At 59.0% G+C, this 20,417-nt stretch carries 21 protein-coding genes; 7 read left to right on the top strand and 14 right to left on the bottom strand.

The window, feature by feature from the left end:
- Positions 1–12: 12 nt before the first annotated feature.
- Positions 13–510 carry a protein-export chaperone SecB gene (gene secB / locus AB1A64_RS16390; RefSeq protein ID WP_366552397.1) on the bottom strand — a complete coding sequence of 166 codons (498 nt, stop codon included), beginning with the start codon at positions 508–510 and terminating at the stop codon, positions 13–15.
- A 64-nt stretch (positions 511–574) separates the two neighbouring features.
- Entirely contained in the window at positions 575–1,066 is a 492-nt protein-coding gene (locus tag AB1A64_RS16385; protein WP_366552396.1) for an FxsA family protein, read from the bottom strand.
- A gap of 107 nt (positions 1,067–1,173) precedes the next feature.
- On the opposite strand from AB1A64_RS16385, the gene AB1A64_RS16380 reads away from it, so the two are divergent.
- Genes AB1A64_RS16380 through AB1A64_RS16370 form a run of 3 tightly spaced genes read left to right on the top strand, consistent with a single transcriptional unit; the run spans position 1,174 to position 3,457 of the window.
- Positions 1,174–1,833 carry a Tim44/TimA family putative adaptor protein gene (locus AB1A64_RS16380; RefSeq protein ID WP_366552395.1) on the top strand — a complete coding sequence of 220 codons (660 nt, stop codon included), beginning with the start codon at positions 1,174–1,176 and terminating at the stop codon, positions 1,831–1,833.
- Positions 1,830–2,870, top strand: coding sequence for an MltA domain-containing protein (locus AB1A64_RS16375; protein WP_366552394.1), 1,041 nt, complete (start codon positions 1,830–1,832; stop codon positions 2,868–2,870). Before AB1A64_RS16380 ends, AB1A64_RS16375 begins: the two co-directional genes overlap by 4 nt.
- Entirely contained in the window at positions 2,870–3,457 is a 588-nt protein-coding gene (locus tag AB1A64_RS16370; RefSeq protein ID WP_366552393.1) for a Smr/MutS family protein, read from the top strand. Before AB1A64_RS16375 ends, AB1A64_RS16370 begins: the two co-directional genes overlap by 1 nt.
- Here the strand turns inward: AB1A64_RS16370 and AB1A64_RS16365 are convergent.
- The 3 genes from AB1A64_RS16365 to hslU all read right to left on the bottom strand — a co-directional run bounded on the left by AB1A64_RS16365 (position 3,454) and on the right by hslU (position 7,175).
- The gene (locus AB1A64_RS16365) at positions 3,454–4,674 is read right to left on the bottom strand and encodes an MFS transporter (protein WP_366552392.1); all 1,221 of its coding nucleotides are present in this window, start codon (positions 4,672–4,674) and stop codon (positions 3,454–3,456) included. The two genes, AB1A64_RS16370 and AB1A64_RS16365, sit on opposite strands and share 4 nt — an antisense overlap.
- A complete protein-coding gene (locus AB1A64_RS16360; RefSeq protein WP_366552391.1) occupies positions 4,671–5,573 on the bottom strand; it encodes an alpha/beta fold hydrolase in 903 nt (300 codons plus the stop codon). Before AB1A64_RS16360 ends, AB1A64_RS16365 begins: the two co-directional genes overlap by 4 nt.
- 294 nt (positions 5,574–5,867) lie before the next feature.
- Positions 5,868–7,175, bottom strand: a complete 1,308-nt coding sequence (gene hslU / locus AB1A64_RS16355; protein WP_366552390.1) for an ATP-dependent protease ATPase subunit HslU — start codon at positions 7,173–7,175, stop codon at positions 5,868–5,870.
- Positions 7,176–7,376: 201 nt separating this feature from the next.
- Between hslU and AB1A64_RS16350 the strand changes: the two genes are divergently transcribed.
- Together AB1A64_RS16350 and AB1A64_RS16345 are read left to right on the top strand one after the other, a co-directional pair.
- Entirely contained in the window at positions 7,377–7,778 is a 402-nt protein-coding gene (locus AB1A64_RS16350) for a DM13 domain-containing protein (RefSeq protein ID WP_366552389.1), read from the top strand.
- 106 nt (positions 7,779–7,884) lie between these two features.
- A complete protein-coding gene (locus tag AB1A64_RS16345) occupies positions 7,885–9,126 on the top strand; it encodes an MFS transporter (RefSeq protein ID WP_366552388.1) in 1,242 nt (413 codons plus the stop codon).
- 95 nt (positions 9,127–9,221) lie between these two features.
- Here the strand turns inward: AB1A64_RS16345 and hslV are convergent, their stop codons facing one another.
- Entirely contained in the window at positions 9,222–9,773 is a 552-nt protein-coding gene (gene hslV, locus AB1A64_RS16340; RefSeq protein ID WP_366552387.1) for an ATP-dependent protease subunit HslV, read from the bottom strand.
- Between the two features lie 197 nt (positions 9,774–9,970).
- Here hslV and AB1A64_RS16335 point away from each other — a divergent pair, with 197 nt between their 5' ends.
- Complete coding sequence (locus AB1A64_RS16335) at positions 9,971–10,165, top strand: DUF1127 domain-containing protein (protein ID WP_366552386.1); 195 nt, start codon at positions 9,971–9,973, stop codon at positions 10,163–10,165.
- Between the two features lie 55 nt (positions 10,166–10,220).
- On the opposite strand, the gene AB1A64_RS16330 is transcribed toward AB1A64_RS16335, so the two are convergent.
- Both AB1A64_RS16330 and AB1A64_RS16325 read right to left on the bottom strand, forming a co-directional pair.
- Positions 10,221–10,583, bottom strand: a complete 363-nt coding sequence (locus AB1A64_RS16330) for a Lin0512 family protein (RefSeq protein ID WP_170550339.1) — start codon at positions 10,581–10,583, stop codon at positions 10,221–10,223.
- The gene (locus AB1A64_RS16325; RefSeq protein WP_366552385.1) at positions 10,580–10,930 is read right to left on the bottom strand and encodes a Lin0512 family protein; all 351 of its coding nucleotides are present in this window, start codon (positions 10,928–10,930) and stop codon (positions 10,580–10,582) included. The genes AB1A64_RS16330 and AB1A64_RS16325 overlap by 4 nt, the downstream gene beginning before the upstream one ends.
- A 195-nt stretch (positions 10,931–11,125) precedes the next feature.
- Here AB1A64_RS16325 and AB1A64_RS16320 point away from each other — a divergent pair, with 195 nt between their 5' ends.
- Positions 11,126–11,482 carry a hypothetical protein gene (locus AB1A64_RS16320; protein ID WP_366552384.1) on the top strand — a complete coding sequence of 119 codons (357 nt, stop codon included), beginning with the start codon at positions 11,126–11,128 and terminating at the stop codon, positions 11,480–11,482.
- A gap of 96 nt (positions 11,483–11,578) precedes the next feature.
- On the opposite strand, the gene trxA is transcribed toward AB1A64_RS16320, so the two are convergent.
- The 6 genes from trxA to tsaE are packed head-to-tail and all read right to left on the bottom strand — an operon-like array spanning position 11,579 to position 20,393.
- A complete protein-coding gene (trxA, locus tag AB1A64_RS16315; RefSeq protein WP_366552383.1) occupies positions 11,579–11,950 on the bottom strand; it encodes a thioredoxin in 372 nt (123 codons plus the stop codon).
- Positions 11,951–11,959: 9 nt separating this feature from the next.
- Positions 11,960–15,319 carry a double-strand break repair helicase AddA gene (gene addA / locus AB1A64_RS16310; protein WP_366552382.1) on the bottom strand — a complete coding sequence of 1,120 codons (3,360 nt, stop codon included), beginning with the start codon at positions 15,317–15,319 and terminating at the stop codon, positions 11,960–11,962.
- The gene (gene addB / locus AB1A64_RS16305; protein ID WP_366552381.1) at positions 15,316–18,243 is read right to left on the bottom strand and encodes a double-strand break repair protein AddB; all 2,928 of its coding nucleotides are present in this window, start codon (positions 18,241–18,243) and stop codon (positions 15,316–15,318) included. The genes addA and addB overlap by 4 nt, the downstream gene beginning before the upstream one ends.
- Positions 18,236–18,922, bottom strand: a complete 687-nt coding sequence (locus AB1A64_RS16300) for a nucleotidyltransferase family protein (protein WP_366552380.1) — start codon at positions 18,920–18,922, stop codon at positions 18,236–18,238. The genes addB and AB1A64_RS16300 overlap by 8 nt, the downstream gene beginning before the upstream one ends.
- Positions 18,919–19,923 (bottom strand): phosphotransferase, encoded by a 1,005-nt coding sequence (locus AB1A64_RS16295; RefSeq protein WP_366552379.1) that lies wholly within the window; start codon positions 19,921–19,923, stop codon positions 18,919–18,921. Before AB1A64_RS16295 ends, AB1A64_RS16300 begins: the two co-directional genes overlap by 4 nt.
- The gene (gene tsaE, locus AB1A64_RS16290; RefSeq protein ID WP_366552378.1) at positions 19,920–20,393 is read right to left on the bottom strand and encodes a tRNA (adenosine(37)-N6)-threonylcarbamoyltransferase complex ATPase subunit type 1 TsaE; all 474 of its coding nucleotides are present in this window, start codon (positions 20,391–20,393) and stop codon (positions 19,920–19,922) included. Before tsaE ends, AB1A64_RS16295 begins: the two co-directional genes overlap by 4 nt.
- Between the last annotated feature and the right edge of the window lie 24 nt (positions 20,394–20,417).

Genomic DNA, 20,417 nt, shown 5'->3' with positions numbered 1-20,417 from the left:
GGGTCAAATCGATCAGGCGTTTGCCTTTTGCGCTTCGGCTTGACGACGCAATAGTTCGTTGCGGTACAGCGCGACAAAGTCGATATTGTCCAGATTGACCGGCGGATAGCCACCATCACGGGTGATATCGCTGACGATGCGGCGCAGGAACGGGAACAGCATGCGCGGGCATTCGATCATCAGGAACGGATGCAACTGGTCCTCGGACACGCCTTCGATGTGGAACAGGCCGCAATAGTCGATTTCGCACAGGAACAGAACGTCTTCCAGACCTTTGGCTTTCGACTTGAGGTTCAGTTTGACTGCAACTTCGTACTGATGTTCCGTCGCGCGCTTTTTTGCATCCAAATTCACCTGAACGGCGATTTCGGGCTGAACGTCACCGGACACACCTTTTTGTGCCATCACGTTTTCAAAGGACAAATCGCGGATGAATTGCCCCAGCACACGCATTTGTACCTGAGGGGCGGCTTGGGCTGCTGTGTTTTCTGCAGCGTTTTCTTCGGCCATGGATCTACTCCAAAAATGAAATTCGACACTGCTTAGCAAGTTGGGCGCGGCACCTCAATGCAGGTCACGGTCCTTCAACCCATTTCGATGGTTTCGAAGGGTCCTGACGGGGTCGAACTTCGGTGAATTCGCCGTCAATCACGTCATCTTGCTCAAATGGTGCAGGACCAGGCCGGAACTGTGCCCCGGTGCCCATCTGGAACTGGGTGATCGTCACCTTCGATTTCAGATATCGGAACACGGCCACGCGAATGCCCGGAACAAGCAGGGCAAAGCCAACCGCATCGGTGAAAAATCCCGGTGTCAGCAGCAGAACGCCGGACAACAGGATCATCGCCCCATGGGCCAGAGGTTCTGTCGGGTCGTCCAACTCGGCAAAGGATCGCTGCAGGTTTGCCAACGCCATGCGACCTTGTGTCCTGACTAACGCAGTGCCCAGAACAGCCGTCAGCACCACTATTGCAAGGGTTGGCCACAGGCCGATCAGACCACCCACCTGAATGAACAGGGCAATCTCGATGATCGGAACCAATAAAAATGCCAAGAACAGGTACATATGCGTTATCCTTTACCAGTGGTCGGGCAGTGGACTTGCCACGAACTGTCACCTACATAGTGGCATGAGGCCGCGTATACAAAGTCGCGGTCTGAAAAGAGGATGAAATGAACGAACCGATGATCCAGTTGCTGGTCCTGGCCGGAATAGCCGTTTTCCTGATCCTGCGCCTGAAAAGCGTGCTGGGCACGCGTGAAGGTTTTGAGAAACCTCCTGTTCAGGAACAACCTGAAGGGCATAGTGCCCGCCGCGGGTTCGAGGTGATTGAAGGTGGTCCTGATCACGACATCACCGACCATGTCGCCGAAGACAGCGAACAGGCACAGACGCTTGCTGCGATGAAGCGGATAGAGCCCAGCTTTTCCGTCACCGAATTCGTGCAAGGCGCGCGCGGTGCCTATGAGATGATCGTCATGGGGTTCGAAAAGGGCAATCTGGACGAAATCCAACCCTTCCTGTCCGAAGAGGTGTTCGACACGTTCGTGTCCGTTGTGGCCGCCCGTGAAGATCAGGGCCTGACCATCGAGGCCGAGTTTATCGGCGTGCGTGAAACCACATTGGCCGACGTGAAATTCGACAAAGATACCAATCAAGCCGAGATCACCATGAAATTCGTGGGTGAGCTGACGTCGGTTGTGCGTGATCGCGGCGGCGATATCATCGAAGGCAACCCGAACACTGTCAAACGCCAAAAGGACAGCTGGACCTTTGCCCGTGTTATGGGCGCGGACGATCCGAACTGGCTGCTTGTCGCCACGGACGCATGATTGCCGCACTCCGGTCGCTCTTTCTGGTGGCTGCGATGACCACCGCTAGCGCCGCCGGAGCTGAGGCGACGCGCTCGATCCTGTCGTTTGATGACCTTAAGGGCTGGGCCGCCGATGATCACGGGGCGGCCCTTTCGGTTTTTCTGAACACGTGTGGCGATCTGAATGATCCGGATTGGCGTGCCCTTTGCGCTGTGGCCCGAACCTATGAAGGGGACGCAGCGCGGGCGTTTTTTGAACTGTTTTTTCGACCTGTATTGGTTGAAGACGGCAAAGATGCGCTGTTCACCGGCTATTTTGAGCCCGAACTGGATGGATCGCGCAGCCGGACCGACCGTTTCAAATACCCAATCTACAAAATGCCACCCGAAGCACGGGCCGAAGGACCTTGGCTGAGCCGCCGGGACATCCTTACCGGGGATTCTATGACCGGCCGGGGGCTTGAGATCGCCTGGGTCGATGATCCGGTCGAGCTGTTCTTTCTGCAGATTCAGGGCTCGGGCCGTATTCGTCTGCCCGATGGTGGTGGCTTGCGCGTGGGCTATGGCGGGGCGAACGGGCATCCGTATCGGTCGATCGGGGCCGAATTGATCCGCCGCGGAGCGTTGGGTGCGCATGAGGTGAGCGCCCAGATGATCCGCGCCTGGGTGCGCAAAAACCCCGAGGCCGGGGCTGAGCTGTTGTTTCACAACCCCTCATACGTGTTCTTTCGTGAAGTCACCCGAGTCGCGCCCGAACTTGGCCCGCTGGGCGCGATGAACCGATCTGTCACCACCATGCGCAGCATTGCCGCCGATCCTGAATTTACGCCGCTGGGGTCTCCGGTTTGGGTAGAAAAAGACGGCAAGGACCCGATACGCCGATTGATGATCGCGCAGGATACGGGTGCTGCCATCAAGGGCGCTCAGCGGGCGGATATTTTCTTTGGCACCGGTGATGCCGCCGGGCAGGCAGCCGGGCGTCTTAAAGACCCGGGCCGCATGGTGATCCTGTTGCCGATCCAACGCGCCTATGCCCTGATCCCGGATGAGTTCTGATGACCCGGCGCAAACTGACGGAAGAAGAGATCGAGCTGTGGCGCAAGGTCACCAAACAGGCCGAACGTCTGCATCCTGAGCTGCCGCAATCGGTGCATCCCACCACCCTGCCCAAGCCGAAACCAACCAAAGCACCAAAGATGCGGCTGGATGGGTTCGAGATTGGCCAGACTGCGCCTGCCAAACCTGCGCACCATGCGTTGAAGCCCTCGGTCACTGACAGCCTGCACGCCAGCCCGGTGCAGATGGACATCAAGGCTTTTGGCCGGATGAAGCGCGGCAAGCTGAAACCCGAAGGCCGCCTTGACCTGCACGGTATGCGGATCGACACGGCGCATCCGGCTCTGGTGCGGTTTGTGCTGACGGCGCAGGCACAGGGCAAGCGGCTGGTGCTGGTGATTACGGGCAAAGGCAAGGACCGCGACGAACCCGGCCCCATCCCGACCCCGCGCGGCGTCCTGCGCAATCAGGTGCCGCACTGGCTATCCATCCCACCGCTGGCGCAGGCTGTGTTGCAAGTGACACCAGCCCACATCAGCCACGGCGGCGACGGGGCCTATTACGTGTATCTTCGCCGGGGTCGTTAAAACGCGGCTTTCGCCCGGTGAATACCGGTCCAGACCAGCACGCAGACCAGACCGAAGAACCCCGCGATCCACATGAATTGGGTGCCAAGCGTGACCTGGTGATCGACCAGTGCTCCGGTCAGGGCCGGGCCAATGGCCGATCCCAGCACCATGACCGCCGTTGCCATCGCCTTGATCGCACCAATATGGCGGGTGCCGTAAAACTCGGCCCAAAAGGCGCTGGGCAAGGTGTTATGCGCACCGACGGTCAACGCCAGAAAGATCAAGCCGATCAGGGCCCCGGAAATGGTGTCAGTGACCGAAAGGATGGCAAAGCCAACCCCCATCGGCAGCTGGTAATACGGCATGATCCGCGCGGTGCCCCATTTATCCAGCGCCCAGCCCGCCGCAAACATCGACAGGATCGAAACGCCGGTGAACACCGGAAACAGCGCCACCAGTTGAATATGCGGCCAATCCCTGACCTGCGCCAAATGGACCTGATGAAAGAAAAATGCGGTGATAAAGGCAGATGGCGCAAGGATCGCGGGCACCATGAACCAGAACAGCGAATTGCGCAGCGCCTCGCTCCGAGTCCAGTGATGATCTTGCATGCCGGTGGCTATGTGATCCCCCGAAAGGCTTTGCGGCGTGCGTTCCTGACGCAGTAGCCGCATCAGCACTGGAATGCCCAGCACTGTCACACCTGCGGCCACCACCCACAGCAATCGCCAGTCGAGAAACACCATCGCGGCGACAAAAACCACGGGCAACAGCGCCTCTCCGGCCGCGTATCCCAGCGAGGCGATCGACAGCGCCTTGCCACGTGTCGCGGTGAACCAGCGCGCCATGGCTACTTGCGCCAGATGGGTGCTCATCCCCTGCCCGAAAAGGCGCAGCAGAAAGATCACGACGGGCAGCAGGAGCAAAGCGGTGTTCAACGCCATCGAAAGCGCCGCAAGCGTCAAACCAGCTAGCACCACCGGCCCCAGAACCCGGACACGAAAGATATCGGTCAACCCGCCGGCCCAGATCATCACCACTGCCGCAACCGTGGTGCCCAGAGAATAGATCCCACCCCAGGCCCCGTGACTCAGCCCATAGGCTGCACGGATTTCACCCGCAAAGACCGAGATAAAAAAGGTCTGACCAAAGCTGGACAAAAAGGTCAGCAGAACCCCGGCGCTCAACCAAGAGGCATTCTGAAAAAGAAAGCGACGCAGTCGACCCCGCGTCACGGATTGGACACCTGCGCCTGTCCGGTTTCTGTCAGGACGATCCCGGTCGCGCCTGTGGGGTTGCGTTCGCTGGGGGGGACCAGAATGTCGATAGCCGGACGCTCGTCAGGGCCAAATGTATTGTTGACCCGCCGGATCGAGTTGAGGATCGCCAGCAAAGCCGGAGATGTAGCAGCAACGAAATGCGAAGATTCGGCATCGCTGTTGAATGCGGTCGTGTCGATCACGTTGATTGGAAAATCCTCAAGCGTTTTGATCGAACTGATATTGCCCAGCCGTTCGCCCTCATCCGTGCCACGCAGGCGGGCTGAAATGTTCAGGATTTTGTCCTTTTGCGAGACCATGACAATGAACGGGTCGGGTGGATTGTCGATCCTATCCATCTGTGAACGGAACAAATCCACGTCCAGATCAGGAGAGATCAGAACCACACCTTCGATATTTCTTTTGGCCCAGCCCGGTTCCTGCAATTCCGTTTGCCGCATCATCTCCATGGTCAGGGCACTACCCATGGAATGCGCCACCAGCAGGACCCGGTTTACGCCCATCGCCTTTAATTCGCGAATGGTTTGTTCCAAACCGTCACGGGCAAACAGCATGCTGTCCAGATCGTAAGCGTACCCATATCCTGTCGCGCGGCTGGGCCAGGAATACACCAGGATCGATCCGGGCAGACCTATGTCATGCGACAGCTGTGCCGCGCGAAAGATGGTTTCCGTTTGGGTCGAATTATAGCCGTGCACAAAGATCGTCACTTCATCCTGCCCGCGCAGATGGTGCCGCAGCCCCTGAGGCCCGTTCAATTCGGTCACATCTGCCAGAACGAACTCTTTTTGCGGGTTGGGATTTGCATACGAGAATTTCAGCGTCCCCGGCGTGTGTGTTGGCGGTATGGACACGGTGGTTTCCAGAAACTGCAGTTTTTCACTGCGCCTGAAACCAAATGATCCGTCTGATTCGCGGGCCCGGGTTGTGCTTGCAAACACAGTTTTCGTCGTTCCTATGGACGCAGCCGAGGGCACAATTTCAGAGACCGTCCTGTCAACACAGGCGCTCAGTGAAAGAGACACGAACAAAATGATCAGATAGCGCATCAACAAGGGTCCTTGGGGCCTTTTGCGCTACGCTATCGAATTCTGGCCCCACGTCCAGCGACATGAGGAATTATCGGCGGCGAATTCCGGCTGAAGACGTTACAGAACGTAACGGCTCAGATCCGTCGACTTGGTCAATTCGCCCAAGTTTTCGCTGACAAAATCGGCGTTGACGGTGATCTCGGATCCCGCCTTGTCAGGTGCGGTGAACGAAAGCTCCTCGAACACCCGCTCCATCACCGTGTACAGACGCCGCGCGCCGATATTTTCGACGCTTTGGTTCACATCCGCTGCGATCTTGGCCAGGGCGGCGATGCCGTCCTCGGTAAAGCTGACAGTGACCTCTTCGGTGCCCATCAATGCGGTGTATTGGCGGGTCAACGCGTTGTCGGTTTCGGTCAGGATGCGGACGAAATCCTCTTCCGTCAGGGCGCGCAATTCTACGCGGATCGGCAGTCGGCCCTGAAGTTCGGGCAGCAAGTCGGACGGTTTGGCGATGTGGAACGCACCCGAGGCGATGAACAGGATATGGTCGGTTTTCACTGCGCCATATTTGGTCGACACAGTAGTGCCCTCGATCAAAGGCAGCAGGTCGCGCTGCACCCCTTCGCGGCTGACGTCGCCACCGCGGGCGTCGGAACGGGCGCAGACCTTGTCGATCTCATCCAGGAACACGATGCCGTTCTGTTCCACCGATTCCAGCGCCACCCGGTTGACGGTTTCATCATCCAGCAGCTTGTCGGCCTCTTCCCCGATCAGCGCATCATAGCTTTCGGCGACGGTCAGGCGTTTCTTGACGGTCCGCCCGCCAAACGCTTTGCCGAAGATATCACCCAGATTCATCATCCCCATCTGGCCGCCAGGCTGGCCGGGAATATCGAACATCGGCATCGGATTCGACGTGTCGGACAGTTCCAGCTCGATCACCGTATCGTCCAGCTCCCCGGCTTTCAGTTTCTTGCGAAACATCTCGCGCGTGCCTTCGCGCGCATCGGTGCCGGCAATGGCTTCGATGACGCGGTCTTCGGCGGCCTGATGGGCCTTGGCCTTGACGTCTTCGCGCATGTATTCGCGGGTCTGGATGATGGCGGCATCCGCCAGATCGCGCACGATCTGTTCGACGTCGCGGCCGACATAGCCAACCTCAGTAAACTTGGTGGCCTCGACCTTGATAAAGGGCGCGCGGGCCAGTTTGGCCAGACGGCGGCTGATCTCGGTTTTGCCGACACCGGTGGGGCCGATCATCAGGATGTTCTTGGGATAGACTTCGTCCCGAATGTCATCGGTCAGTTGCTTGCGCCGCCAGCGGTTGCGCAGTGCCACGGCCACAGCGCGCTTGGCGTCTTTCTGCCCGATTATAAAGCGGTCCAGTTCCGAGACGATCTCGCGCGGGGTCAGGTCGGTCATGTCAATTCTATCCGTCTGTTTCGCAGCGGAACCTAATCATACCGTGGGAAAACACAAGCCGATCACGGAAAGATCACGCCAACTCACGGAATGCACACGGGTTTTCGTGGTGATGTGAATCGCCTTGAAAGCGTGACCTGCGGCATAACCTTTGGCGACGGGCACCCCGGCCCGCGTCAATCTTATTGGAGATACCTCATCATGATGACTCGTCGTTCGCTTTTCGTGAAAGCTGCTGCCACCGGCGCGGCTTTGACCCTGGCCAGCTCTGGCGCTGCTCTGGCCGGTGGCGCCAAAAAGAAAGGCACGTTTGAGGGCCGCTCGAACCATGTTACCAGTGGTTCGGTGAAACTGGTCAAGGATGGCGATCGATATGTCGTTGAGTTGGGCGACGACTTTTCGCTGGACGGTGGCCCCGATCCGCGTGTTGCTTTCGGCAAGGATGGCACCTATGCCCCCGATAGCAAACTGGGTGCGCTGCTACACCTGACAGGCAAACAATCTTATGCCGTGCCGCCGACCATGGACGTGTCGGGCTATAACGAGGTTTACATCTGGTGCGAAGTCGCCGGTGTGCCGCTGGGCGTGGCATCGCTGAAGTAAACTCGTTGGCCAGAGGCCGGACGTCCCGGCCTCTGACACGCTGTTAGGTAACACGGCGCTGGTCTGTTACACTTGCCCCAAGGTATTGGAACCGGGGGCTAATTTTATGACCAAGATTGCCAAGATCACCTTGCTGTTTGTGGTGTTTGTCGACCTGATCGGGCAAGGTCTGGTTTTTCCCATCATCAACTCGCTGATCATGGAGACGAAATCCGGGTTCCTGCCTGAAAGTACACCAACGGGACGCCGCCATCTGTATTACGGGCTGGTGATCGGCTGTTTCTTTCTGTCTTGGTTTCTGGGTGTGGTCTATGTGTCCAAAGTTTCGGATTCGATCGGGCGCAAGAACGCGCTGCTGGTCTGCCTGAGCGGCGCATTGGCAGGCTATGCGCTGACCATTGCGGCGTTGTATATGAACAGCCTGCTGTTGCTGATCGTGGGGCGGTCGATCACCGGGTTCACCGCCGGGAACCAGCCCATCGCGCAGGCGGCGATGATTGATGGCAGCACAGATGCGGCGGATCGTGATCGCAATATGGGCTATATCATCACCGGTGTCAGCTTTGGCCTTGTGGGCGGTCCGATCATCGGCGCGGTGTTATCCGACACGGCCCTGCTGGGCAGCTTTGCCACGCTGAAAACCCCGTTCTATGGCGCATTTATTCTAGTATTGATTGCCATTTTCCTTGTGCTGACCTTCTTTAAGGACACCCGCACCGAGCGTACGGCTTTTGTGTTCCGCCCACGCGACGTGACCGATAGCCTGATTGCTGTGCGAGAACACCCGATGGTTCTGAAAATCCTGCCGGTCTATGCGCTGTTCATGATCGCCAACGTCACATTCTATGTCTTCGTAGACAATTTCCTGACCAGCGCCTGGGGATATGGCGTCATTGGTGGCAGCATGGCGATGGTGGTGATTGGCTTTGCACTGGCGTTCTCAAGCACCTTCCTTGTGAAGCCCGCACAAGAGAGATTCAGCAAGCACCAGATCATCTACACCACGCTGGTGGTGATGGTGATCTGCGGGTTCGGCTTTGCCTTCAGCCCCAGCGGCGTGCTGAGTTACGTGCCGGTCTTCTTCTTCTATTTCTTCTTCGGCGTCTCATACCCGACCCTGCTTGGTCTGTTCTCCTCGGCCGTGGCCGAGACCGATCAGGGCTGGGTCATGGGTGTGACCACCGCTGTCTTCTGTCTGGCGGGCGGGGTCATGTCGCTGATCGGCGGCGGATTGATGAGCTTTGATATCCGTCTGCCCTATTACATCGTCATCGCGACGGCCTTGATGGGGCTGGTCGGCATGCACTTGCGTTGGAAAGGAAAAGAGATCAAGGCGTTGTTAGCCTGAGACAGTTTTACGTTTGATTTGAATCGATATACGCTGCCTCTCCCTTCGGTCGAACGCGCATTTCGATGAGGTGTTTTGGGATAACGTAAATCGTCTTAGATTGTCTCGACCGTCAGGTTGCCGTTGGTATAGACGCAGATATCGGCGGCAATCGCCATTGCCTCGCGGGCTACATCCTCGGCAGGTTTGTCGCCGTCCATCATGGCGCGGGCTGCGGCGAGGGCAAAGTTGCCACCCGAGCCGATGGCAGCCACGTTGTGTTCGGGCTCCAGCACATCCCCTGCTCCGGTGATGACCAGTAGGTCCTTGCCGTCGGTGACGATCAGCATCGCCTCAAGCTTTTGCAGGTACTTATCCGTGCGCCAATCCTTGGCCAGCTCGACCGAGGCGCGCGCCAGTTGGCCGGGCGTGGCCTCAAGCTTGGCTTCCAGACGCTCCAGCAGGGTGAAGGCATCGGCGGTCGATCCTGCGAATCCGGCGACAACCTCGAACCCGCCAGGCGACAGGCGGCGCACTTTGCGGGCAGTACCCTTGATCACGGTTTGGCCCAGGCTGACCTGTCCGTCACCGGCAATCACCACCTGACCGCCCTTTTTGACGCCAATGATGGTTGTGCCGTGCCATCCAGGAAAATCGCTATCCGCCATAAAAGCCTCCGTTTTCAACTGTCGTCCTATATGGGCCGGACCCGCCCGCAGCGCAACAGTTCACGAACTGCCTAAAAGATATGCAGGAATCGCAATGCGGGGTTACCGGACTAGCAATTGTGAGTCTCAGCCTGACGTCCTACATGAGCCTCACAACCGACAACGGGTCGGCTGTTTCACATGTAAGGACTGCGCAAATGGCAACCATCGCTAAAACTCATGCGCCGCTCGGAGCAGCTACCATCCTGCACGTAGTGGACGCGTTCTACGGAACCTATGACAAAGCAATCGCGTGGAATGAATCCCGCAAGACACGCAAGGCCCTGTCGGAGCTGAGCGACGCACAGCTGGAAGATATCGGCCTGTGCCGCGCGGACATCAAAAACGTCTGATCCACGCCCAGTACAAAAAGAATGCAAGCCGCTCGTCCGAGCGGCTTTTTCTTTGTCAGGACAGTTTGTATTGGCCGGACAAGTCGGGCAGGAAAGCCTCGATCGCGGCGGTTGCCACCACATGTCTCGTGCCGGCCTCAGTATCGTCGATATCCAAACCGCCTTTGACGGCCCGCACTTCGGCTCGCCCGCGGGGAAGATCGGCGGCGACCAGATCACAATCCACACGGTCCGGGTCTTGCACACCAATGGTGACACAAACGCGCATGTCGGTATGATCCACACCCAGCTTTGAGAACAATGTGATCGACGAATGATGCAGCGCATCCTGCACCGCCCGGCGTGCCGCCTTGGTGTAATCCTGCCCATACAGGTCGTTGCCCGTACCCATTTCCAGAATGATACGTTTTTCGGTCATGTTGTGGGCTCCATATCGAAAGAAACGATTATGGCCGCATTGGCAATGACGGTCCGACCTTCGGTATGCGGCTTTTCAATATCCAGCCCACCTTTCGTGACAGTGATATTGGGCTGACCATAAGGGAAAATGGCGGTCAGCGCGTCCCGATCCACCTTTTCGGGTTGCTGAACCCCAATTTCGGCGTCGATGATCATCGCCTCTTTTGGAAAATCGAACAGCTCGGCCATGTTGACCGAATTGTGCCAAAGCGCATCTTTGATCGCCCGCAGCGCGGCCTCGGTATAATCCTCGCGGCGCAAAGATGTCCCCATGCCGAATTCGACAAGAACCCGTGTTTTGGGCATGTCACCTCCTGTTTTTCACTTCAACGTCACCCTGCATGACCGGCGGCGAATTGGAAGAACCAAATTTGCATGCTGTATCCGGCCAATTTCCAGAAATCGAAATCCGGTTAGTGGACGGGGCGATTTTCGAATTCGCGCAGTATCAAGTACCATCGACTTAATTAATCTGGGTGGTCACAAAAAGGGATTGTTGCGATGAAGGTCTTTCATCTCGTGTCATGGATGGCGTTGTTTGGTCTGACAGTCACACAGGCCTCAGCCGAAGAAATTGAAAGTAAAACCAAGTTTCTGGAGCTGGTGGCCGATAAGAAACTAACCCAGGGACAGACCTGGGTGAAAATACTCAAGGACGGCGTGGTTGAGGGCAAAGGCCCCGAAGCTGGCAAAATCAGGGGTACCTGGGAATGGAAAGGCAAGTTTTACTGCCGCGATATCGTGATCGACGACGTGCCCCTGCCCCATGACTGTCAGGCCGTTTCAATCAAAGGCGACAGTGTCACGTTTGCACATAAAGACGGCAGCGGGATATCGGTAAGCTGGACGATCGAGTGATCTTGTTCTGCGCGTGTGGCTAATCAATCAAAGCACAGACGCCAAAAAAAATGGGTGCCCGTTTGGGCACCCACAGCATCGGTATTTGGCAAAGGATCAGATGGATTCGTCGATCCAGCTTTGCAGAGCCGCCTTCGGTGCCGCGCCTGCGCGGTTCGAGACGACCTGACCGTCCTTGAAGATGAACAGGGCCGGAATACCGCGCACGCCCATGGCGGCGGCGGCGTTCGGGTTGCTGTCTACGTCAACCTTGGCGATTTTCACCTTGTCGCCGTATTCAGCGGCCAGCTCTTCCAGGGCGGGTCCGATCTGCTTACAGGGGCCACACCATTCGGCCCAGAAATCGACAACAACGGGGATGTCGGAATTCTTAACCTCGGCGTCAAAGGTATCGTCGGTCACGGCTACGGTCGACATATTCTGTCTCCTGAATGGGGTAAACTCGGGAAAAGAACCTAGGGTCGGCACCGCCCAAGGTCAAGATATCTGGGTGCGGGCCAATGCATCCGTCACAAGATCGTGTGGCAGCCACATCAGATCGGCAGTGCGGGTCCACAGGATTGCCGAGCGGATTTCACGACCGGGATAGATCTGCGCCAGCGCCTGCGCATAGGCCCCCATCTGCCGCAACAGACCTTCGGGGCAGGCCGCCGGGTTGCTGGGAACTGTAGTATTTGATTTGAAATCAATCACCTGCACATCCGTCTCGGTAACGATCAGACGGTCGATCACCCCGTGCATGCGCCGCCCGTTCAGATCGGCGGTCACCGGGACCTCGGCCAGTGTGTTTTTGGCGAACACGAATTTCAGATGGTCAGCCGCCAGAACGGCCTGCGCCTCATCCAGCAGTTCCTGCCGGTCAGGTTGTTGCATATCAGGTAGAACCCGGGCGCAAAGCTGCGGACAATTCTCTGGCGCAACGGATGGTAAGTGTTCCAATAACAGGTGCAGGCGCGTGCCACGCAGTTTGGCGGCCTCTTCATCCTGGCCGGTATCTCCGGGCAACGCTTTGGCCCCACCTAGATCAGACGGGCTGAGCGTCTCAGACGCCTGTTCCGGAACGGACGCTGGGGACAGGAACTGGTTTGGCAGCTGCGTCGCTGTAATCTCAGGCTCCACATGTTCGACATGAGGCAACGCGTCCCAATCTGCATGCGAAAGACGCAGGGCTTCCGAGCCAGGGACCTGTGTGGCCCCTGCCCGTGCCATCGCAGCCTCGACCATCTGGTACCAGCTGGTTCCGTCTTTGCCGACATCCCCTGCGGCACTGACGATTAACCACTTTTCGGCCCGCGTTAGAGCCACATATAGCAGTCGAAGCCGTTCATTTTCTTCCCGTGTCCGTGCCTCGACCCGTGCCTGGGCGATCAAGGCTGGCGAGGCATCCGAGGGCACTTTCCACAGCGGTGTGCCCTCACCCACCATGATCTCGGCATCGCGGGGGGCTTGTCGCTTGCCGGTATCCGGCAGGATCACGATTGGGGCCTCAAGCCCTTTGGAGCCATGCACCGTCATCACGCGGATCATGTTGCCGACACCGCTCATCTGCCGTTTGATTTCCAGATCGTCGGTTTGCATCCAGACCAGAAACCCGGTCAAGCTGGGAATATCGGTGCGCTCATAAGCCAGTGCCTGTGAGAGCAGTGCGTTGATTCCATCCTCAGCCTCGGCCCCCAGTCGACCCAATAGTTTACGCCGCCCATCATGTCGGGTCAGAATGCGTTCGATCAGGTCATAAGGGCGGAGAAAGTCGATCTGACCGCGCAGATCGTTGAGGATGCCCAGCGTTTCGGGAAATTCCTCGGCCCGTTGGCGCAGGGCGGCCCACAGGAATTGTTCCTGCCGCTTGTGTGCCAGATCGAACAGTTGCTGCTCGCTCCACCCGAACAGGGGTGATTTCAGCACGGTGGCCAACGACAGGCTGTCCTCGGGCGTGGCCAGAAAACTCAGCAAAGCGGCCAGATCCTTGACCGCCAGTTCCGCGCCCACTTTCAAACGGTCGGCCCCGGCAATGGGCAAGCCTTCGGCTTTGCAGGCGCGGATGATCTCGGCAAACAGGTCCGAGCGGCGCTGAACGAGGATTAGAAAATCTCCCGGCTGTACCTTGCGCCGCACAAAAGTGCCGGGCGTGTCGCCATCCTCGGGGATCGTTTCGCCGGTTTCGATCATGGCTTTGATCGAGCGGGCCACCTTCTCGGCCAGAATGACAGTGTGATGCCGCGCGCCGGGACGGTCCACCGGATCGGTCCAATCGCCATCATCGTCTTCGTCAACCTTTTCAACCACCGGCCACAAATCAACGCGCCCCGGCAAATCGGCCTTAAATGCGCGGTGCAGGCTGTCTTTGTGAAACCCGGCCTCGGCACGGTTTTCGAACAGGATATCGACCAGCGAGAGGATCGCACTGGAGGATCGGAATGAGTATTCCAGCGTCGAATCCCACAGTTTAGAGCCTGATTCTTCCAATCTTCGCCCAAATTCTTGCTGCATCCAGTCAAAGGCCTGCGGGTCGGCACCCTGAAAGGAATAGATCGACTGTTTCTTGTCGCCGACCACGAAAATAGTCCGCTCGACCCCGGATCTGGCCCCTTCCCCGCTAGTGAATTCCTGAGCCAGCTTTTCAACCACATCCCATTGATCTGGGCTGGTATCTTGCGCCTCATCCACCAGAATGTGGTCGATACCGCCATCCAGACGGTACAGCACCCATTCGGCCACCGCCGGGTCGTTCAGAACCTGTCGTGCGCGCAGGATCAGGTCGTCGAAATCCAGCCAGCCGCGCAACTGCTTCCGGCGTTCATATTCCGGTAGGAAAGCAGCGGCAAAACGGTGCAGAACATGCGTTTTGCGTGTCGCGACCAGCGCCAGCCGGTGTTCGCGTGCGGCCTCGATCCGCAGCATGAATGCTTCCAGCTGTGGCATGTGCCCAGCCAGCACGCCTTCGCGCAGGGCTTTGGTGGGGAAACTGTTGATCTTGGCGGTAAAGGGCTCTTTGGCGGACTTGCCCGTCAGAAACACGCTTTCCAACAGCGGCAAGCTGTTAATGCGCGCCTCGGTAAACGCCGCCAGTTTAGCCGCGGCCTTGGCGTTGTTGCCGCCGCTTTCAGTCAGCGCTGGCAGGATCGCGCGGATCAGATCGATCTCACCGCCCAGAAACACGCGGGCCAGCAGGGCGTTTTCGTCGAACCCGTCGGGCAGATCGAAACGATGCAGCAGATCGGCCCATGTCATCGGCTGTGTGAACAGATTGCGTTTATGCGTCACGGCGGCTGTCAGGTTGTCAAAGCCGGTGTCGGTGACGAAACGGGCAACATCTTCGATCAGTGTGGCCTGCGGACCTTCGGCAAAGTCCTCGACGATCTCTTCACGCAACAGGGCGGCGGCCCGGTCCTCCATCTCGGAAAACTGAGGGCTAACCCCGGCCTCGAGCGGAAAACGTCGCAATAGCGAAGCGCAGAATGAGTGGATCGTTTGGATTTTCAGACCACCTGGCGTTTCGATGGCGCGGGCAAACAGGGTGCGGGCCTGCGCCAGCCTGTCAGGATCGATCACGCCCGGCACGCCCAGATCGGTCAGTTGCGCCAGCAAGCTGTCATCCCCCAGCATCGCCCATTCACCTAACCGTTTGAACAACCGGTTCTGCATCTCGCTGGCGGCGGCTTTGGTGTATGTCAGGCAGAGGATATGTTGCGGCTGTACGCCACCCAGTAGCAATCGCGCCACCCGGTCGGTCAGAACCCGCGTCTTGCCCGACCCGGCATTGGCCGCCAACCAGGTCGAGGCATCTGGACGCGCGGCCTGCACCTGCCGTTCGGTTGCATCGTTACGGGCGTTCATTTCAAAACCTCGGGAGCGGTTTCGTCGGTGCGGTCCCATTCGCCGAACCGGGCCAGGTGATCATAGTCGCCAACATCCGTGTCCTTGTGCAGCATCCGACGGGCGGTGAAACCCTGATCAGGCTCTAAATAGGCAGCAACCAGCTCTTTCAGCTCAGCCAGAACCTTGTCAGGCGGCTCCTTGGTCAGTGGGGCTGCGACCTCTTTGTAGGTGCCGCCCATGCCGATGAATACAGCCTCGGCAACCGGTAACGGATCGATGCCTTCGATGGCACCCTGCTCGGCCATGGCGGCCTCGATCAGCAGCTGTTTGTCGAACTTGGCTTGCTGGCTTTCGGTCGGGGGCGTGCCGGTCTTGTAATCCACGATCCGCAACGCGCCACGGCTGTTGTGGTCGATCCGGTCGGCCCGTCCCGAGATGGTGAAATCCAGCGGCGACAGCACCAGCTTCATCGCTGCCTCAAACGCGACTGGCCCGCCATCGCCGCGCCGGGCGGTTTCAGCGGTGAGGAAGTCATCAGCAATCCGCTCAAGCCGTGCCAGCCACAGTTTTCGGGCGATCGGCCACGCGACATGTTGGTCCAACAGGGTTTCGGCGCGTTTCAGGAAATTCTCGCGGGTCAGCAAGGCGCTGTCTAAAACACTGTCCTTGACGAAATGCTCCAGAATTTCGTGGATAACGATCCCGCGCAGCAAGGCGTCTGGTGCCTGGACCAAAGGGTCCAGTGGCCGCAGGCGCAGTACATGTTTGGCGTAGATCGCATAGGGATCGCGGATCAGGCGCTTGATCTCGGTCACGCTCAGACGGCGTGGGCGTGCGGCGACCGGCGGGCGTGGGGATGGGCGCGCGGCCGGTTCGATCTTCGGCGCGACCTCAAGCTGCTCCGACCAACGCAGCCATTGCTGGCCGCGAGCGCGCATTGCAGCCAGCGCGTCACGACCACCCTGCCCCGGCAAGCCCTGCAACAGGTTCGTCATGCGGTTCAACCAGCGCGACGGCACGGTTTCGGCGTCATCGGATCGGGTTGCGCGGGTCAGCCAAACCTCGGGTGCTCCGACGGCTTGTTGGAAATCATGCGCTGACAGGCCAATGCGGCGTTCGGGCAGCAACAGCCCTGCTTTGTCGCGCATCTGTCGGTTCAGCCATGGGTCTGGTGCTGCGGCCTCGGGCCAGCTGCCTTCGTTCAGGCCGCCCAGGATCAACAGATCAGCGCCCTGAACCCGGGCCTCAAGCGTTCCCCAGATCATGATATGCGGATGCGGCGCGTCTCGGTCGCGGACCTCTTCCCCTGCCAGCAGCGCGCCCAGCAGGTCGGCGAAATCATGGGCTGTCATCGGGCCGCCATGTTCGGCCTCGTCCTCAAGCGCGGTCAGAACCGACAACGCCTTTTGACCGGCATTCTTGTCCCACAGCGTTCCGGCGTCGCCCTCACTGCCAGCCGATATCGCCTCGGCCAGATTGCGCAGGCGGGCCACCCATTCGGACAGAGGTAACTCACCCGTCACGTGCTGGTCGCAGAACTGCGCCACCAGCCATTGCATCCACTGCTCTGGCACCTCTTTGCGGATGGCAAAGGTGGTCAGGCTGGCGCTGTCGGGGAACGGAGGGCCATGACGCCGCAAATCCAATTCCAGATCACGGGTATGCAGTAGATGCGCGCCACGTTCGCCGCCATCGTGGCAAAGCGGATGTTTCAGCAGTGTCAGCAGCGCCTCGCCCTCTAACCGTCGGGCGAACAGTCCAGCCACGTGGCGCAGAAACCGGCCCGGAGGCGATAGCTGCAACGGCAACCCCGCACTGTCATCGGGAAGGATGTTCCACCGATCCAACGCGGCGCTGACTTGACGGGTCAGCATCCGGTCAGGCGTGATCAACGCGGCGGTCTGGCCGGTTTCCGCCGCTTCGCGCAACCGCAGGGCGATGGCCAAAGCCTCGGCGCGGGGGGATTGCGCCTCAACCAGGGTGAGGTCCTTGGTGGCGCCATCCAGATCGGTTAGCTGGGGGCCTTCGGACATCCAGGCATCGGTAATCGGCGCCGGGCGTAATGCAAGTGAAATCAGTTTGTTACGGGCAGGGGACGGGGCAAGGTTGTTCGTCCAGCGTTCGATCTGCCTTGGCTGTATCTCAAGCCGGGTCATCAGTTTGCGGAACCGGTATTGCGGGTGATCTTCGGAGGTCAGCGCATCATCCAGCCCCTGCCAGACATGGTCAGGCTGATCGAAATCGTAACCAGGCAGGATCAGCGCCCCTTGCGGCAGGCGGGCGACGGCCTCCATCAGCATCAATGTGGTGCCACGCGAGCCGGTAGAGCCCGCAAGGATTACCGGATGCTGCGGGGGCGAAACCTGCCAGCGATCAATCAGATTTTCCACCACACGCCGTTGCCGCGCCTGCGCGTCCAGCGCATCAGGACCCGAGTCGACGAAATGGTCAGCAATCCCGATAAAGGCCTGCGCACGCGCCCAGTGGCCAGACATGTCGCTGACGTCCAGTTGCCGAATTGTGTCAGGTGAAACGCCTTCGCCCTGCATTTCGTCAATCAGCGCCGCCAGACTGTCGGACAGATCGAACAATGAGGATCGCGCAGCAAGATCTGGCTGTTGTTCCAAGAGTTTGGCAATCAGTTGGGTCAGCTCCAACCTGCGTCGCAATGCGGGGATGGCTGGCGGGATTTGCGCCAGATCGACGCTTTCGCCCAGATCGGTCACCAGCGACAGGCGTGGCAATAGGCAGGCTGAGCCCAGATCGAACAGATCGCGTACGCGCCTGGCCATACGGCGCGTGTTGACGACCAGTTGAACCCGGGCCAACGCCTCGGGCGGCTGGTTACCGGCGCGTTGGCGCAGACCATCCACCAGAGCCTTTGGAAAATCCGCACCCGGAGGAACGGCAAAGACGCGGGGCGCGGCGCTGGGTTCAAACATCGGCAACTAGCCCTTCGGCAAGGGCGATCCCCTCGGGGCGGCCCACGTCGCACCAGCGACCGGGATAAGTGGCCGCGAACAGGCGGCCCTGTTTGTGCATCTGATCCCACATTAAGTTAAGCGAAAATGCCTGTTCCGATATGGCCTCCAGCCCTTCGGTCTTAATGATCTGCGCCCCGCCATAAACCAATCCGGGGCCACGCGTGATCCGGCCCTCGGCATCCGCCGTGAAATCGCCCGATCCGGCATGCCCGATGGCCTGGGCGGAGGGGACACACATAAGCAGCGCATCCATCCGTTCTGGGTCCCACGCTTTGCGCAACAGGGTCAGAGGGTTCGGCCCGGACCAGATCGCATCCGAATTCAAGGTAAAGACAGGCCCTGGTCCCAGCAGGGGCAGAGCAGCACGCAGCCCACCGCCTGTTTCCAGAATTTCCGGCTCTTCCAAAGAGGTCAGCACGCCCTTGGGGGCCAGATGCGCTGCAAGCTGGTCGGGCAGATAATGTAGGTTGGCAACCACTCGACCAGCGGGCAGATCGTCGGTCAGATCCAGGGCGTGGTCGATCAGCGGGCGGCCTGCGACCTCAATCAGGGGTTTGGGCCGGTCTTTGGTCAAAGCGCCCATACGAGTGCCAAACCCGGCGGCAAACAACATCACGGCGTCGGGGTGTCGGGTCATGTTTGTCTGAGCCTGTCCAGGTTTTCCGGGGTTGGGGCGGGCAGGGCGCTGCGCAGAAGATCAGCAACAGAGACCAGCGCAGGATGGTCCAGATCGCGCATCAGATGCGCCCATGTGGCCGGGATTAGATCGATGTATTGCGGTTTTCCATAGTCCACCGCCAATCGGGCGAACACGCCCAGAATGCGCAGGTTTCGTTGCGCGCCCAACACGGCGTAGGCAGTGCGAAAGTCATGATCCTTTTCGCCAGTTGCGGCGATGTATCGGTTTACCATCCGCATCTCGGTCCCTGGTGCCACATCACGGCGCACATCTTGCAACATCGACACGAGGTCATAGGCCGGGTGGCCCAGCATTGCGGTCTGAAAATCCAGCAGACCCACCCGTTTTACCCCGTCACGGTCCGGCAGCCAGATCATGTTTTCCGCGTGATAGTCACGTTGGATGACGACTTTGCGGCCCGAAGTTTCGCGGTGCAGAACATCCGCAAAGCGATTCTCAAACCGTATCCGAGCGTCTGCATCATGTTCCCCCAATACCGCTTGGGCGTATTTGGTGAAGGACAACGCAGCCAGTTCGGTCATCATGGTCGGATCATAAGACGGAAGCGACAGGGTAGGTGCCTGGTGCAGTTCGATCAGAACGTCGGTAGCGGCCTCATACAGCTCGCGCTCCATCTGAGGGTTTTGCTTGAGTACGCGGGCGAACAGGTCATCACCCAGATCCTCCAGCAACAGAAAGCCGAATTCTGTGTCCTCGGCATAGATTTCGGGTGCGCTGAGCCCGACTTCCCGCAGATAGTTTGCCATGCGGACAAAGGCCTCGACCGGTTCTGCCTTGCCCGGGGGTGAGTCCATGAAAACCGCCGTGCGGCCGGTGTCGGGATCGGTCAAACGTTCGTACCGGCGGTTCGAGGCATCCCCGGCCAGCGGTGCGCGCGTGGCGTTGGACCATTGTGTTTGTGCAATCAGCGCCTCGGCCAGCACAGCCCGGTTCGTCATGCGGCACTCTCCAGTATTTGGGGCCATTTCGGATCGGACCACGAAAGGGTCAGATAACGCAAACCCGTCGTGTTAGGGTCTGTTTTCAGATGCAAGGTCAGGGCGGTAGCGGGGGTCAGCGGACCCAGCTTGTCCGGCCATTCAATCAGGCAAATGGCAGTTTCAAAAGCGTCCGACAGACCCAGTTCTTCGATCTCTTCCAAGGCGCTTAACCGGTACAGATCGCAATGCCAGATCTCGCCAGACGGGGTATCATAGGCCTGTATCAGCGTGAAGGTGGGCGAAGGCACATCCTCGGGCACAGACATCAGCGATTGGATCAGGCTGCGGGCAAAATGGGTCTTGCCGCTGCCGATCTCACCCTCAAGCAACAAGATGTCGCCGGGGCGCAATTTTACGCCCAGCCTTGCGGCCAGATCGGCGGTTTCTTCGGGCGAATTTAAGGTGATCGAACGGGCGTGCAACGTCATGGCGCCACAATGGCCCTACGCCCG

Source organism: Ruegeria sp. ANG10, from assembly GCF_040705255.1.
In the GTDB taxonomy this organism is placed as follows: domain Bacteria; phylum Pseudomonadota; class Alphaproteobacteria; order Rhodobacterales; family Rhodobacteraceae; genus Ruegeria.
Note: the sequence above shows the minus strand (reverse complement) of the source record. Positions and strands in the feature narration are given on the sequence as shown.

Excerpts from the sequence above, each read along its gene's own strand:
- AB1A64_RS16300 (WP_366552380.1), bottom strand. The coding sequence starts at position 18,922 with ATGACCCGACACCCCGACGCCGTGATGTTGTTTGCCGCCGGGTTTGGC.
- AB1A64_RS16325 (WP_366552385.1), bottom strand. The coding sequence starts at position 10,930 with ATGCCCAAAACACGGGTTCTTGTCGAATTCGGCATGGGGACATCTTTG.
- addB (WP_366552381.1), bottom strand. The coding sequence starts at position 18,243 with ATGTTTGAACCCAGCGCCGCGCCCCGCGTCTTTGCCGTTCCTCCGGGT.
- AB1A64_RS16330 (WP_170550339.1), bottom strand. The coding sequence starts at position 10,583 with ATGACCGAAAAACGTATCATTCTGGAAATGGGTACGGGCAACGACCTG.
- secB (WP_366552397.1), bottom strand. The coding sequence starts at position 510 with ATGGCCGAAGAAAACGCTGCAGAAAACACAGCAGCCCAAGCCGCCCCT.
- tsaE (WP_366552378.1), bottom strand. The coding sequence starts at position 20,393 with ATGACGTTGCACGCCCGTTCGATCACCTTAAATTCGCCCGAAGAAACC.
- AB1A64_RS16295 (WP_366552379.1), bottom strand. The coding sequence starts at position 19,923 with ATGACGAACCGGGCTGTGCTGGCCGAGGCGCTGATTGCACAAACACAA.
- AB1A64_RS16370 (WP_366552393.1), top strand. The coding sequence starts at position 2,870 with ATGACCCGGCGCAAACTGACGGAAGAAGAGATCGAGCTGTGGCGCAAG.
- AB1A64_RS16350 (WP_366552389.1), top strand. The coding sequence starts at position 7,377 with ATGATGACTCGTCGTTCGCTTTTCGTGAAAGCTGCTGCCACCGGCGCG.
- addA (WP_366552382.1), bottom strand. The coding sequence starts at position 15,319 with ATGAACGCCCGTAACGATGCAACCGAACGGCAGGTGCAGGCCGCGCGT.
- hslU (WP_366552390.1), bottom strand. The coding sequence starts at position 7,175 with ATGACCGACCTGACCCCGCGCGAGATCGTCTCGGAACTGGACCGCTTT.
- AB1A64_RS16380 (WP_366552395.1), top strand. The coding sequence starts at position 1,174 with ATGAACGAACCGATGATCCAGTTGCTGGTCCTGGCCGGAATAGCCGTT.
- AB1A64_RS16320 (WP_366552384.1), top strand. The coding sequence starts at position 11,126 with ATGAAGGTCTTTCATCTCGTGTCATGGATGGCGTTGTTTGGTCTGACA.
- AB1A64_RS16345 (WP_366552388.1), top strand. The coding sequence starts at position 7,885 with ATGACCAAGATTGCCAAGATCACCTTGCTGTTTGTGGTGTTTGTCGAC.
- AB1A64_RS16375 (WP_366552394.1), top strand. The coding sequence starts at position 1,830 with ATGATTGCCGCACTCCGGTCGCTCTTTCTGGTGGCTGCGATGACCACC.
- AB1A64_RS16385 (WP_366552396.1), bottom strand. The coding sequence starts at position 1,066 with ATGTACCTGTTCTTGGCATTTTTATTGGTTCCGATCATCGAGATTGCC.
- AB1A64_RS16335 (WP_366552386.1), top strand. The coding sequence starts at position 9,971 with ATGGCAACCATCGCTAAAACTCATGCGCCGCTCGGAGCAGCTACCATC.
- hslV (WP_366552387.1), bottom strand. The coding sequence starts at position 9,773 with ATGGCGGATAGCGATTTTCCTGGATGGCACGGCACAACCATCATTGGC.